Origin of the sequence: Nostoc sp. (genome assembly GCF_036917315.1) — a bacterium.
Classification (GTDB): Bacteria; Cyanobacteriota; Cyanobacteriia; order Cyanobacteriales; family Nostocaceae; genus Nostoc.
Window position 1 is genome coordinate 165,494 of the sequence record NZ_JBALDR010000042.1, and the last position, 14,334, is coordinate 179,827.

Annotated in this window: 10 protein-coding genes and 1 pseudogene; 7 read left to right on the plus strand and 4 right to left on the minus strand. The window is 43.0% G+C overall.

All coding sequences use genetic code 11. The features are described 5' to 3' along the window. Positions 1 to 4: 4 nt before the first annotated feature. The 4 genes from V7K84_RS18845 to ssuD all read right to left on the minus strand — a co-directional run bounded on the left by V7K84_RS18845 (position 5) and on the right by ssuD (position 3,475). Complete coding sequence (locus tag V7K84_RS18845; protein ID WP_334840228.1) at positions 5 to 226, minus strand: hypothetical protein; 222 nt, start codon at positions 224 to 226, stop codon at positions 5 to 7. 257 nt (positions 227 to 483) lie between these two features. Further along, positions 484 to 1,254 (minus strand): ATP-binding cassette domain-containing protein, encoded by a 771-nt coding sequence (locus V7K84_RS18850; protein WP_334840230.1) that lies wholly within the window; start codon positions 1,252 to 1,254, stop codon positions 484 to 486. Positions 1,255 to 1,397: 143 nt separating this feature from the next. Next, a complete protein-coding gene (ssuC, locus tag V7K84_RS18855; RefSeq protein ID WP_334840232.1) occupies positions 1,398 to 2,228 on the minus strand; it encodes an aliphatic sulfonate ABC transporter permease SsuC in 831 nt (276 codons plus the stop codon). Between the two features lie 98 nt (positions 2,229 to 2,326). Continuing rightward, a complete protein-coding gene (gene ssuD, locus V7K84_RS18860) occupies positions 2,327 to 3,475 on the minus strand; it encodes an FMNH2-dependent alkanesulfonate monooxygenase (protein WP_334840234.1) in 1,149 nt (382 codons plus the stop codon). Positions 3,476 to 3,793: 318 nt separating this feature from the next. Here ssuD and V7K84_RS34300 point away from each other — a divergent pair. The 7 genes and pseudogenes from V7K84_RS34300 to V7K84_RS18895 all read left to right on the plus strand — a co-directional run. Next, positions 3,794 to 4,299: pseudogene (locus V7K84_RS34300) on the plus strand (hypothetical protein); the annotation flags it as partial. Between the two features lie 514 nt (positions 4,300 to 4,813). Further along, positions 4,814 to 6,628, plus strand: a complete 1,815-nt coding sequence (locus V7K84_RS18870; protein ID WP_334840236.1) for an iron uptake porin — start codon at positions 4,814 to 4,816, stop codon at positions 6,626 to 6,628. A 734-nt stretch (positions 6,629 to 7,362) separates the two neighbouring features. Then, positions 7,363 to 9,000, plus strand: coding sequence for an FAD-binding protein (locus tag V7K84_RS18875; RefSeq protein WP_334840238.1), 1,638 nt, complete (start codon positions 7,363 to 7,365; stop codon positions 8,998 to 9,000). Next, positions 8,997 to 9,326: a ferredoxin family protein gene (locus tag V7K84_RS18880; protein WP_334840240.1), complete on the plus strand. Its 330-nt coding sequence runs from the start codon at positions 8,997 to 8,999 to the stop codon at positions 9,324 to 9,326. The genes V7K84_RS18875 and V7K84_RS18880 overlap by 4 nt, the downstream gene beginning before the upstream one ends. A 285-nt stretch (positions 9,327 to 9,611) precedes the next feature. Further along, positions 9,612 to 10,628 carry an ABC transporter substrate-binding protein gene (locus V7K84_RS18885; protein WP_334840242.1) on the plus strand — a complete coding sequence of 339 codons (1,017 nt, stop codon included), beginning with the start codon at positions 9,612 to 9,614 and terminating at the stop codon, positions 10,626 to 10,628. A 326-nt stretch (positions 10,629 to 10,954) separates the two neighbouring features. Then, positions 10,955 to 12,457, plus strand: coding sequence for an amidohydrolase family protein (locus tag V7K84_RS18890; RefSeq protein WP_334840244.1), 1,503 nt, complete (start codon positions 10,955 to 10,957; stop codon positions 12,455 to 12,457). A 100-nt stretch (positions 12,458 to 12,557) separates the two neighbouring features. After that, positions 12,558 to 14,039 (plus strand): amidohydrolase family protein, encoded by a 1,482-nt coding sequence (locus tag V7K84_RS18895; RefSeq protein WP_334840245.1) that lies wholly within the window; start codon positions 12,558 to 12,560, stop codon positions 14,037 to 14,039. Positions 14,040 to 14,334: the final 295 nt, after the last annotated feature.

Consider the following 14,334-nt stretch of genomic DNA (forward strand, 5'->3'; position numbering starts at 1 on the left):
TTGATTATTGGTTAAACGCAACTATTGCAATTAAGTTTTTATCCTCAAAACATCCCAAAATAAAGTTATTATTATCTACTGGAATTCTATCCCGAAATTGCTCTATTGGCTTAATTACTTCTTCTTGATATGTTGTGCCAAATGAATCTGGATTTTTATCTAAAGCTTCTAATCTGATTTGTCTATAATTTTCTGCATCATATTTTGTTAATTTTTTGACAATCATTAGATATTTATGTATTATTCACTTTTAATAAAGCAATATAGATTATTTATTATATTTTAGTTTATCTAAAACGTGAATATAGAAAAAATATCACCCAAAGCACCAGAGATAAGAGTTGGGAGGTATTTTGATTGTTCATTAATAATTTTTTATTGCTATAGATAACTGCTTTTTAAGAGCAGGTTTTAATCTCGAAGTAGCCTATTTACCGCAGCTACCCCAAGTTTAATATTGATTGACTACAAAAAGCTTAAATTTCAACTACTTAGCTGTAATAACTGGTTGTTTACCTGAGTATTATCATTGCTCATTACTCGTTCTAAAACAGCTTCTCTGATATTGATAAACATTTCGCTACTTCGATCTCGCGGGCGTGAAAGTCTCACAGGTAAATCCATAGAAATCTTTCCTTCATCAATCACTATCACTCGGTCTGCCAACGCCACAGCCTCTTCTACATCGTGAGTAACCAAAAACGCAGTAAATCTTCGCTCTTGCCACAAGTTTTCAATCAAATGCTGCATTTCTTGGCGAGTTAGAGCATCCAATGCTCCCAAAGGTTCATCTAGCAACAACAAACGGGGCTGACTGGCTAAAGCTCTGGCCAATGATACCCTTTGCCGTTGTCCTCCAGACAAAACATAAGGCCACTCATCAGCTCTATCTTTGAGTCCGACTTTATTGAGTACCCACAAAGCTTTTTCACGCCAATTACCTTCTAAGCCCAACCCCACGTTCTGAATAACGCGCTTCCACGGCAGCAAGCGGGGATCTTGAAACATCACTGTTACAAAGCGGCTGAGTCTATGTAGTGGTTCTCCATCCAGTAGTATTCCACCTGAAGTTGCTCTATCTAATCCTGACACAAGACGCAATAAGGTACTCTTACCACAACCACTTCGTCCAACAATAGCGACAAACTCACCTGCTTCAACTTCTAAATTCAGCGAGTTTAGAACAGTTTTATTGCCAAAAGTTTTCGTCAAATCCAAAATACTTAGTTGTGTACCCTGTACATTTGAACTCACTTGCAAAACCTCCTTTTGAGAACAATTTGAATTTTATTATTTATTTGATAAGACGTTGAAGAAAGCAAATCACACTCAAAATCAACAGAAGTCAAAAGTTAAAATCAGGAATTTTCAACCTTTAATTCTGGTGAGTTTAGCATTTATGACTTTTGGTAATTGGGGTTCCAAGCCAAGAATTTTGTTTCTAATCCTCTGGCGACAGCATCTGCTAATTTACCCAGCAGTGCATAGATTACAATACTCAAAACCACAACATCAGTTTGCATAAACTCACGGGCATTCATTGCCATATAACCAAGACCAGAATCTGCTGCGATCGTTTCTGCCACAATTAGTGTCAACCACATAATCCCTAAGGAAAAACGGACACCAACGAGAATCGAAGATAAAGCTCCTGGAAAAATAATTTGCCACAGAAGTTGTGGTGTTTTTAATCCATAAACTTTTCCCATTTCAATCAGTCCAGGGTCAACACTGCGGATACCATGAAATGTATTGAGATATAACGGGAAAAAGACCCCCATAGATACTAGAAATAGTCTAGCTTGATCGCCAATACCAAACCAGAGAATGACTAGCGGAATTAATGCCAAATTAGGGATAGTACGCAGCATTTGCAAGGAACTATCCAATAACTTTTCTGCTACACGGGAAAAGCCATTGAGTAATCCCAAACCGAAGCCAATACTGCCACCAACTATAAAACCAGATATCGCCCGCCCTGCACTAATTCCTATATGTTGGAACAGTTCTCCAGTTGAGCCTAGTTTAATTGCTGTAGCGATTACACCACTTGGTGCTGGTAAAATCCTGGTTGAAAGTAGACCAGTTCTAGAAGCAAGTTCCCAAAGAACTAATACGGTAACAGGCACAATCCAAGGAACTATCTTCTGGAATTGTTGGTTTTCCCACAATTCGTTCAGGAATATTGTATTGTTGTTGCTTTTGGTGTGTTTAAGGGTAATAGTCATGGGATTTGGAGTTTTAGATTGTCCACAAGGATGAATCTAGAAGCATCGTTCGCATAATTCGTAACTTGCTCTTTAATTACGAATTACGAATTATTAGGTCATGAAGCACTTGTTAATTGTTTCGCAAATTTTTCATTGGCGAAATCTTCGCCAATGGGACTCAATACTGGTGGCGTTAAAGGTGCAGGTTCACTTTGCAAAGGTAGGCGGGGAAATAATAATTCAGCGGTGCGATACGCTTCTTCTAAATGGGGATACCCAGAGAAAACGAATGTTTCTATCCCCAAATTGCGATATTCCAGCATCCTAGCGGCAACGGTGTCAGGATCTCCGACTAAGGCCGTACCAGCACCACCCCGCACCAATCCAATTCCTGTCCAGAGATTGGGGCTAATTTCTAAGGCTTCTCGACTACCACTATGTAGTTGACTTATGCGCCGCTGTCCTTCAGAATCAGATTGAGCTAAGTCTTTCTGAGCTTTTGCGATCGCATCCTCATCCACATACTTAATTAACTCATTGGCTGCATCCCAAGCAGCTGACTCGGTTTCTCGCACAATTACATGCAAGCGAATCCCAAAACGGACTGTTCTACCTTGTTCAGCCGCTAGTCGCCGAACTTCGGCGATCTTTTGGGCTACTTGTTGTGGAGGTTCACCCCAAGTCAGGTAAACATCTATATGTTTAGCAGCAACCCGCTTGGCGGCAGCAGATGAGCCACCAAACCACAAAGGTGGATAGGGTTGTTGAACTGGTGGAAATAGGAGTTTACCGCCTTTAATATCCAGGTAGTTTCCTTTAAAATCGACTGTTTCCCCACTGACAATACCCCGCCAAACTCTGAGAAATTCATCGGTTAAATCATAGCGATCGTCATGACTAAGATGCAAGCCATCCCCAGCCAGCTGTACCGGATCTCCACCTGTCACTACATTAATTAACAATCTTCCTTTAGAAATTCGGTCAAATGTTGCTGCCATCCGTGCAGCAGCACCTGGGGAAGTAATTCCTGGACGAATTGCCACCAGAAATTTCATCTGCTTTGTGACAGAGATGAAAGCAGCGGCAGTTATCCAAGCATCTTCACAAGAACTCCCTGTCGGTAACAATGCGCCCGTGTAGCCTAAACTATCCACAGCTTGGGCAATTTGTTGTAAATAATCAGGTGTGACAACACGAGAACCAATATCTGTGCCTAAATAGCGTCCGTCATGAGATCCAGTAGGGATAAACCAAAGAATTTGCATTTGTGTCAGACAGGGTACAAGTATATATCCTACGGCAGATCGATCGAATTGCCGGAGTTTATAGTCAGCATTTTACAGGAAATTATTTAAAACGCCAGTGATAGATTAACGATTCATAAAGAATAACTGCCCACAAGATTGACGTTTTCACGCACAGTGCCAATAATCATGACACTTTTTTTGCAACAATAGCTGTCGTGAAGAATACAAGTTTTGTGTCAATTACCCACATTTTTGCGACTTGGAAGTGTTCATTTCTGGTTTCATCGACAGAAACCTTGCTAACTTGCACTTTCTAAGTCTGTGTTTGGATAAAGGTTACGATCTTTACGTTCTTGGGTTGGCTTTCAGCAAACAGCAATTCGGTTCGAGCGCAACCCCCGCTTGGTTGGGGAAGTTAAATACACTTTTAGCAAATCCTTAGCCCTTGCTATCAATGAATGGTCTAGTGTCCTTTTCAATAGTGCCACTGTAGTTATCAACTTACTTAGGCTTAGTAGAGTGGCGGTGGCTTTATTAAGCTGTTGTGCATACAAGTTGCACAATTTAAATTGTGGGTAAGAACTTCAAACCCTCTCCCCTGCGATCTCAACGTGTAAATTAAGTACTTAACAGCTTAGTCTTGTATCGGCGTCTTTTTGTCCCCTATTCGCCTTTAACCGGATTTACGATTATTTTGATGGCAATTTTCTGCCTCGGATCTGTGCAGTTAGTTCAGTGTTGGCATTTGAGGCGAATATATAAGGCGCATCTACGAAGAAAAAGTACTAGGTCTTGCATTGTACCAAGCTCTATGCAAAGATAATTCTACCAAAGTACGGTAAGTCGATAGAACTATCGTACTTATGTAACGATTGATGCTGTCAAAATATAGCTGATTAGAAAATAGTGTTTTCAATTAATGTTAATTGGCAAATAATCGAATCTAAATCAAGCTTGAGTCAATGTCAATAGCCATTAATGAACTTTATACAGCATAACCAAAAAAAAGGATTTTAGGATGTATTAGAAGGATCAGTTCATAATATAGCGTGTGGTTGAGTTTACCTTAAAAGTCGAGAAGTCTTTGCTAAGGCAGTCACTGTCTGATTCTAGATGTTTTTAGGATTCTTTTAGACGTCAGAATTCCTAGTTTGCTGCGAATTTTGAATTGGACATTAAACTACTTAGCAATGGTTTCGATATTTATCAGAACTTTGCACTTTTTTAGCGGTTAAAGCCCTCATAAATCTATGTTCTAATCGTTTTTTATAAACATTAGAGCAATGATTTGTCGTGCCTTTTATGTCAAATTACGGGCGAATTTATTCATTTTTAAGGTTGAGGAGTTAAGGAGTCATGTCAAAATTTCGCTGGAATTATAGATCCATAGTGTTCCTGCTTTCGATACTAGATATTCTAGCTATACTGGTTTTTCATCCAGCTAAAAGTCAGGCTGAATTACCGAAATCTGATGTATCTAATATTGAAGTAGAAGAGAACAAAGCTCCAGAATCAGTTGTCAATCAAACAGTAGACACTTTAATTGCACCAGTCACTCTTAAAAAAGCTCCAAACGATCTCCGAGATCGAGTGATACCTGTATCGCAATTGTTGCAAGCTACACCGCCAACTAAGCAAAAAGCTCCAAATAATGCAGCAGGACAAGTGACATCCGTCTCGCAACTATCAGATATTAAGCCGACAGATTGGGCATTTCAAGCATTACAGTCTCTAGTTGAGCGCTACGGTGTAATTGCAGGATATACAGATGGTACATTTAAAGGCGATCGCTCCCTAACACGCTATGAATTTGCCGCTGGGTTGAATGCAGCTTTAGATCGCCTCAATGAACTAATAGCGACTTCGACAACAGATTTAGTTAAACGCGAAGACTTGGATACCATCAAAAAACTACAAGAACAATTTTCTCCAGAACTCGCTCAACTTCGGGGACGTGTAGATAGCTTGGAAACGCGAACTGCGAAGTTAGAAGCAACGAAGTTTACAACCACAACCAAACTTATAGGTCGAGTCCAAATTGTTGCTAGCGAACTTCTGGCGGGTAATAATGTCGTCACCAAGAGACCAGCACCTAACAATGTCACACTTCAAGGCTCAACTTCTTTACGGTTAAACACCAGTTTTAACGGAAAAGATTCACTAGGTATAACAATAGGAGGTGGAAATATTGAATCACTGGGACAAACAAGAGCTGGATTATTGGGAACTTATGAGGGGAGAACTGCTGATAACTCCAGTATTACTTTTGCACGCAACACTCTTATTCTCAGTGGTGTTCGCTATCGGTTTCTACCTTTTCCAAATACCCAAGTCAACATTTATCCCTTGTCTGATGGAGCTAGTGAGATAGGTCTTTCTGGCCCTATTAACCCATATTTTGAATCGTCTTCTGCAACTGGTGCTAATGGGATTTCACGATTTTCACGGCGATCTTTGGTCTATAACTATGGAGATAGCGGCCCTGGAATTGCTGTACTCCAGGGATTGGGCAAACAGGTTCAATTAGGGCTAGCGTACAGCGCACCAAACGGTGGTAATCCCACAACTAATAACGGCTTATTTACAGGCAGATATTTAGCTTTAGCACAGTTAATATACTACTCTTCTAATCGGAATTTTCGGGTGGCGGCAACTTACGTCAATACCTATAGCCCACCAAATACTCTAGGTTTTAGTGGAACAAATTTCGGCCCAGCAGTCGGGAGTAACCTAGTAAACAGCACCGTGCCTGGAGCCTCAACTGTGGGCAACCTTTATGGTCTACAGGCGTTTTATCAAGTTAATCCCAAGTTTGCAGTCAATGCCTGGGTAAGTTATGCAGCACACCGTTATTTGGGGCGCGGAGATGGCGAAGCTATGGATTGGGCGGTAGGGCTGGCATTCCCGGATCTTTTTAGTGAAGGTGCTCTAGGGGGGGTTTTAGTTGGTATGGAACCAAAAATGATTAGTCTCAGTAGGGGTGTAGATTTGGGAGCGGGTGCGGGTCAAGCAGACAAAGATACTTCCCTACACGTTGAGGCATTCTACCAATATAGAATCGGAGATAATATTGAGGTTACACCGGGTTTGATCTGGATTACTGCACCGAACTCAGATTCCAGCAATCCTGATAGTTTATTTGCTTGGGTTCGTACTGTCTTTAGGTTTTAACCTTTGACACTCCCCGGACTGAATAAAAATTTGCTGAGGTTTAATCAAAAGTCCGGGGATTCTTGAGTCTTAAGGGAGTCAACTGTTAGTGCCCGAATGGCACTAAGAAAAGCTGAAACCTCCTTGCTGGCAGGGTGTGGGAGGTGTGGGAAGATGGGGAGGCAATGCAGCATTTGTTGATATGCAGTTATTCAATTTCTCCTCTTTCTCCCCACACTTCCCCCATTCCCCACACTTCCCCCACTCCCCCCACTCCCCACACTCAAAAATCTTGTTATATCAGGGCTTTGCGATTAACTTAGTGCCATTCGTTAGTGCCCCAAGACAAAGCCCAATCCAATTTCGCGTCTTTTCTATCTAGACAAAACCGTTTAGAAAAAATTTATTAAACTACTGTAAATTTATGGAATTTAAATATTTTATCAACCAAAATTAGACCACTACACAAAAGACGTTACAAAGCAAGTTATTGAGAAAGATAACTCAGTTGGTTTTACATAAATTTACGTTTGGAGTTGTTTGGTAAAATGCTTGCTTTTTGTTGAAAACTGTGAAAGACTTTATTATGCTAAAAACTACGGTTTATCGATCGATTTAAAGTATTTAAGTAATGTCAAGCTAGTCAGAACCTGTATTAAGGGGTCGCAATTCCTAGATTTTTAAATATTTATTTTGCAGTATGGATGGGGTGAAGACTTGATGCTTAAGAGTTTATTGATGGAGGGAAATGGTAGATGCTGAAGACGTTAACAAACGATTTTGAACTCGACTTAGAAGCAGATGTGCTTGTGATTGGAGGTGGGCCAGCTGGAACTTGGGCGGCATGGAGTGCTGCATCAAATGGAGCTAGAGTTGTCCTCGTAGACAAAGGATATTGTGGTACGACTGGATGCGCTGCGGCATCTGGTAATGGTGTATGGTATGTGCCACCCGATCCCGAAGCACGGGAAACAGCGAAGGCAAGTCGGGAATCGTTGGGTGGGTTTTTATCTGATCGCAACTGGATGGATCGAGTACTGGATCGGACCTATGCAAACGTCAATCAGTTAGCAGAGTGGGGTTATCCCTTCCCTACCGACGATGAAGGCAAACCCTATCGGCGATCGCTGCAAGGGCCGGAATATATGCGGCTGATGCGGCGGCAAATTCAACGCGCTGGAGTCAAGATTTTAGACAACAGCCCCGCCTTAGAATTACTGGTTGATGACGATGGTGCTGTTGCTGGTGCAACAGGTGTGAACCGTCAGACTGGTGAGAAATGGATAGTGCGATCGCAGTCCACAATTATCGCCACAGGTGGCTGTGCATTTCTCAGTAAAGCGTTAGGATGCAACGTCCTGACGGGGGATGGTTATCTAATGGCGGCAGAAGCAGGAGCCGAGATGTCGGGTATGGAATTCTCCAATGCTTATGGCATCTCTCCCGCCTTTTCTTCAGTTACCAAAACCCTGTTTTATAATTGGGCAACTTTCACCTACGAAGACGGTACTGTAATTCCGGGGGCAAGTTCTCATAGACGTTCAGTAATAGCCCAGACATTGCTGCAACAGCCAGTTTACGCCATCATAGACAGAGCGGCGGAATCGATGCGGGCATCTATGCGTTTAGCACAGCCCAACTTCTTTTTACCCTTCGATCGTGCAGGCATCGATCCATTTACCCAACGTTTCCCTGTGACTCTGCGCCTAGAGGGAACTGTGCGCGGAACGGGGGGAATTCGGATTGTCGATGAGAGTTGTGCCAGTTCTGTACGGGGACTCTATGCGGCCGGAGATGCTGCTACACGAGAACTGATTTGTGGCGGATTTACTGGCGGTGGTAGTCATAATGCGGCTTGGGCAATATCTTCTGGCTATTGGTCGGGGAAATCGGCTGCTGAATATAGCCGCAGTTTGGGAGAATACAAAACTCAACGACAAGTTAAGGGAGTTGGAGAGGTAGTATTAGAGAGTGGGAGCGTAGCTTGCCGCCGAAGGCATCGCTCTTTAGCAACTGATGAAATTATTCAAGCAGTCCAAGCTGAAGTATTCCCTTACGAAAAGAACTATTTCCGTACAGAACAAGGCTTAACCGAGTCTTTGGGTAAGCTAAATCATCTTTGGCAAGAACTCCGCAGTAGCCAGGTAACATCAGAGAAAGAGCTTCCCAGGGCGCGAGAAGCTGCGGCAATGGTAGCTACAGCGCGGTGGATGTACAGCAGTGCCATTGAACGTAAAGAAACTCGTGGGATGCACAGACATCTAGACTATCCAGAACTTGATGCTAACCAGCAACATCACCTAATTAGTGGCGGATTAGATCGAGTTTGGGTGAAGAGTCAGTCTTTACATGGTACAGAAAAGTCACAACCCAAAATAGGAGCAGCAGTGTGATTGAGTTGGTCAGCGAGTCGCGGTGCATAGAATGTAATATCTGCGTGAATATTTGTCCAACCAACGTGTTTGACAGAGTACCTAATGCGCCGCCAACCATTGCCCGACAGAGTGACTGCCAAACCTGTTATATGTGCGAATTGTATTGTCCAGTTGATGCCCTTTATGTAGCACCAGAAAGCGATGTGACGACTTCAGTCAACGAGGCAGAATTGGCAGAAGTGGGGCTACTGGGTAGTTATCGGCAAAACATCGGTTGGGGACACAAACGTACATCAACAGCAAAAGCCGATGAAACATTCCAAATTTTGAAGCAGATGAAATAGTACGGCAAAGAAAAAGTCATGCTGGCATTAAAGAAGGCTGGAGGCAAGAAGCAGGAAGCAGAACGTAGTCCTAGAAAAGTTAGGAATTTTGAGTTTAGTGACTGTGTTCAAACTCGAAGATCCCCCCTAACCCCCCTTAAAAAGGGGGGAAAAGAAATTCTTAAAGCCCTTCTTTTTAAGGAGGAAAAAGAAATTCTTAAAGCCCCCCTTTTTAAGGGGGGTTGGGGGGATCTTCAAAGACTAGTTTGCTTAACCAGAGGTTTGAAAACACGCCCTAGATACCTTATGTCTAGTAAGAGATTCTCAACTTCAGTGGCTTGTGTCCTACTGCTACTAACTACAGGATGTAGCCAAGGAGAAACTAAATCTGCTCAATCTGTTGAGGCTGTTAATGTTAATAACACTGTTGCTGCATCCAATAACATTTCTACGCTACGTATAGGTTATGTAGGTAGTTCAGAACCTACAGGGCCACTTGGTTGGGCAAAGAAAAAAGGAATTTTAGATCGTGAGTTGCAACAAGCGGGATTTAAAAACATTACTTTTGCAAGATTTCCTAACGGGCCGGATCTAAATGAAGCGCTTGTCGCCGGACAATTAGATGTTGGCTCTTTAGGCGATACACCAGCCATAATTTTGAGAGCAAGGGGTCAAGAAACCCGATTGCTACGAATCAGTCAATTTAATACAACAGCTTGGTTAGTGGCAAAGAAGAATGGTGCGCGATCGCTTGCTGAACTTAAGGGTCAAACAATAGCCACCCAAAAAGGTTCTTATATGCATCGATATCTGCTGGGACTATTAGCTGAAGCTAAAATTGCCAAGGATGTAAAAGTTGTTCACTTGATGACTACTGAGGCAAAAGCAGCTTTAGAACGTGGTGATGTCGCAGCTTATGCAACCTCAAGCGATCTAGGCCCTTTTCTGAAATCGCAAGGGTTTCCAGTAATTGATTCTTCGGCAAATCATAAAGGTTTGTCAGGGACATCATTAGTTGTCGCAACCGAAAGCTTTCTGGCAAAACAGCCTGATTTCCCGCAGAAGTTTAATGGAATCCTGACAGAAGCAGCCAAGGATTTAAAAGCTAATTCTGAAGAATACTATCAGTATCATGCTCAAACTACTAAATATCCCATCGATATTATAAAAGTATCGTTTCCACTCAAACAGGTATCAGAAGAACCATTACCAGCCGAGGGTGTAAAACTTTTAGAAGGCACGAAGAACTTTTTAGTATCGCAGGGTTTAGCAAAGTCGGACTTTAAATTAACAGATTGGGCTGTTAATGAACAGCCGCGTTAATTTTATTTATCTTGTTTTTTTTAACGAACCACAGAGGCAAGGCAGCGCGGTCTTGGGGAGCCAGTGCGGTCTTGGGGTCTCCCCAAGTGGAGCATCTGGCGTGGTTTCCCCCATGAGCGACTGCCGCGCAGAGAACGCAGAGAGAATTTATGGAGAAGGGAATTATCAGTGAAGCTGATTTTCGAGATTTTATCTTTACTAATCACGCCACATATAAAGAAAAATCCCAACTTCTTCAAAAGAATTGCTGTTGAGAAGAGAGTAAACAACCTTCTGAATCAGCATTGACTATCTACCCAATCCAATTGAAAAATCAGGTAGAAACTATGACTATTGCACTAGACCGTCCACATAAAACCAAGTCTGCTCAAATTCGGGAAAAACTTGGTTATCCGATCATTGATACCGATGTACATACCCAAGAATTTCCCCCAGCATTCTTAGATTACTTAGAGCAAGTTGCTGGAACTGCGATCGCACAGCGTTTTCAAGAACACTTACCGGGTGCATCTCGCTCTAAATGGTTTAAACAATCTTGGGAAGAACGCCGCGCTAACCGCACCGCCCGCCCTCCTTTCTGGACTCGTCCCACTAACGATCCCCTAAATTTAGCTACCGTTAGTTTGCCAAAGTTGTTGCACGAACGCTTGCAAGAAGCTGGTACAGACTTTGCCGTTGTGTACCCCAACTTGGCAACGATGGCTCCACACATCGGGAATGAAGAAATGCGGCGGGCTGTTTGTCGTGCAACTAACACGTACCACGCTGATATTTTCCGCCCTTATAGCGATCGCTTAACACCCATTGCTGCTATTCCAATGAACACGCCCGAAGAGGCGATCGAAGAGTTGGAATATGCGGTGAAAGTGCTGGGACTCAAAGCAATTCAAATCCCCGGACATATCCGCCGCCCAATTCCCGCCTTTGAGAAGTATGGCGAAGAAGTAGCCAACGAAGCCATCTGGATTGACACCTTTGGCTTGGATAGTAAATATGATTACGATCCCTTCTGGGCGAAGTGCGTAGAACTGAAAGTTGTACCCACCACCCACTCTTCCGGTATGGGCTGGATAAATCGCCGTTCCATTAGCAATTACCAATACAACCATATTGGTCACTTTGCATCGGCTGCGGAAGCACTATGTAAATCTCTGTTTTTTGGTGGTGTAACTCACCGCTTCCCCACACTCAAGTTTGCTTTCTTAGAGGGAGGTGCAGCTTGGGGTGCTAGTTTGTACACCGATTTGATTTGGCATTGGGATACTCGCAATAAAGATCATTTGGTGGAAAATAACAATCCCGCCAATATCGATCGCCAAGAACTGCTAGAACTCTATACCCGTTACGGTGGCGAATTAGTACATGGTCGTTTGGATCAACTAGGTAGCGGTTTAGGTTTCCACGCTGAGTTATTATCTCCTCTAGAACCCGGTGATTTAGATGAATTCGCCGTTGCAGGAGTTACCAAGCCAGAGGATATCCGCGATCGCTTCTTGAATCATTTCTACTTCGGCACAGAATCAGATGATACCCGTGTAGCTCAAGCTTTTAACCGCAAAGCTAATCCTTATGGCGATGCCTACGGCGGGCAAAGCCAACGCGTTAAAGCCTTTTTAGGTTCTGATTCTGGTCATTGGGATGTACCTGATATTACTGCGATCGCAGCTAATACCTATTCAATGGTAGAACGCAAGATTATCACCGAAGAAGATTTGCAATATTTCCTGTCAATTCATCCCTTGGAGTTGTACACCAGCCTGAATCGTGATTTTTTCAAAGGTACGGCTGTCGAGAAAACCGCAGATGAATTTTTGGCTAGCAAGGTTTAAAAATCATTGTTCGTAGTAAGCACTTTAGTGCTGAAGAAAGCGCTTCAGCGCTTACTACATACCCAAATACCAATCTTTTGAATAAATAGGGTAAACTATCATGACGATTGCTCTAGACCGTCCACAAAAAACCAAGTCTGCTCAAATTCGGGAAAAACTTGGTTATCCCATCATTGATACCGATGTACATACCCAAGAATTTGAACCAGCAGTTTTAGATTATTTAGAACAAGTTGGTGGAACTGAACTTGTAGAACGTTTCAAAGAGAATTTACCAGGATCTTCTCGCTTTAAATGGTACAAGCAAAGTTGGGAAGAACGTTTTGCTTATCGCACCAATCGCCCTAACTGGTGGGGTCGTCCGACAAAAAATACTTTGAATTTGGCAACCATTAGCTTACCCAAGTTGCTGCACGAACGCTTGCAAGAAGCAGGTACAGACTTTGCCGTTGTCTACCCCAACTTGGCAACAATGGCCCCGAATATCGGCAACGAGGAAATGCGGCGGGCCGTTTGTCGGGCAGTTAACACCTACCATGCTGACATTTTCCGTCCTTTTTCTGACCGCCTAACACCCATCGCGGCAATTCCCCTACATACTCCTGAAGAAGGGATTGAAGAGTTGGAATATGCGGTGAATGTTCTGGGACTCAAAGCAATTCAAATCCCCGGTTACGTCCGTCGTCCAATTCCTGCCTTTGAGAAGTATGGCAAAGAAGTCGCTAACGAAGTAGTTTGGATTGATAACTTTGGCTTAGATAGCAAGTATGATTACGATTCATTCTGGGCTAAGTGCGTAGAACTGAAAGTTGTACCCACAACTCACGCTTCTAGCCAAGGTTGGACAACTCAACGTTCTGTCACCAACGCCCAGTACAATCACATTAATCACTTCGCCTTTGCAGCAGAAGCATTATGCAAATCGCTGTTCTTTGGTGGAGTTACCCGCCGCTTCCCACAATTAAAGTTTGCCTTTTTAGAAGGTGGTTCAGCTTGGGGTGCTAGTCTATACGCCGATATTATTTGGCATTGGGAAACCCGCAACAAACAACATTTGTTGTCAAATAACAATCCTGCTATTATCGACAAGGAAGCATTAGTAGAGTTGTACACCCGCTACGGTGGCGAACTTGTAGATGGACGCTTAGATCAGATTGGTGACGGTTTAGGATTCCATCATCAATTATTGGCTCCAGAAAATCCGGGCGAACTCGACGAATTTGAACTAGCGGGAATTGAGAAGCCAGAAGATGTGCGCGATCGCTTCTTGAATCATTTCTACTTCGGTACAGAATCAGACGATACCCGTGTATCCCAGGCTTTTAATCGTGCCGCTAACCCATTTGGGGACAGAGTTAAAGCATTCTTAGGTTCCGATTCCGGTCACTGGGATGTGCCTGATATCACCGCCGTTACAGCCAATGCCTACTCAATGGCAGAACGCGAAATCATTACCGAAGAAGACCTCCGCTACTTCCTCTCAATCCATCCTTTGGAGTTGTACACCAGTCTCAATCAAGACTTCTTCAAGGGTACAGGTGTTGAGAAAGCCGCAAATGAATATCTTGCGACCAAGAAGTAACTGTCATTAGTCATTGGTCATTTGCAAAGGACTAATGACAAAGGACAAAGGACAATTCTTTACAACGTTCCATGTTCCATTTCCTCTGTTCATTTGTAGCGTGGGCTTTGCCCACTCTACATTTCTCCTAAATTCTGTGTCTAATACCAACAATCTGCACCTTTGTTGCATCGACTTGCACCCTTGATGCATTAACTTGCGCCTTTATTGCATCGGTTTGCACCTTTGATGCATCGACTTGTACCTTTATTGCATTGGTTTGTGCCTTTGATGCATTGGTTTATACCTTTATTGC

Coding starts and splice junctions, on each gene's coding strand:
- V7K84_RS18845 (WP_334840228.1), bottom strand. CDS start 226: ATGATTGTCAAAAAATTAACAAAATATGATGCAGAAAATTATAGACAA.
- ssuC (WP_334840232.1), bottom strand. CDS start 2,228: ATGACTATTACCCTTAAACACACCAAAAGCAACAACAATACAATATTC.
- ssuD (WP_334840234.1), bottom strand. CDS start 3,475: ATGCAAATTCTTTGGTTTATCCCTACTGGATCTCATGACGGACGCTAT.
- V7K84_RS18870 (WP_334840236.1), top strand. CDS start 4,814: ATGTCAAAATTTCGCTGGAATTATAGATCCATAGTGTTCCTGCTTTCG.
- V7K84_RS18875 (WP_334840238.1), top strand. CDS start 7,363: ATGCTGAAGACGTTAACAAACGATTTTGAACTCGACTTAGAAGCAGAT.
- V7K84_RS18885 (WP_334840242.1), top strand. CDS start 9,612: ATGTCTAGTAAGAGATTCTCAACTTCAGTGGCTTGTGTCCTACTGCTA.
- V7K84_RS18890 (WP_334840244.1), top strand. CDS start 10,955: ATGACTATTGCACTAGACCGTCCACATAAAACCAAGTCTGCTCAAATT.
- V7K84_RS18895 (WP_334840245.1), top strand. CDS start 12,558: ATGACGATTGCTCTAGACCGTCCACAAAAAACCAAGTCTGCTCAAATT.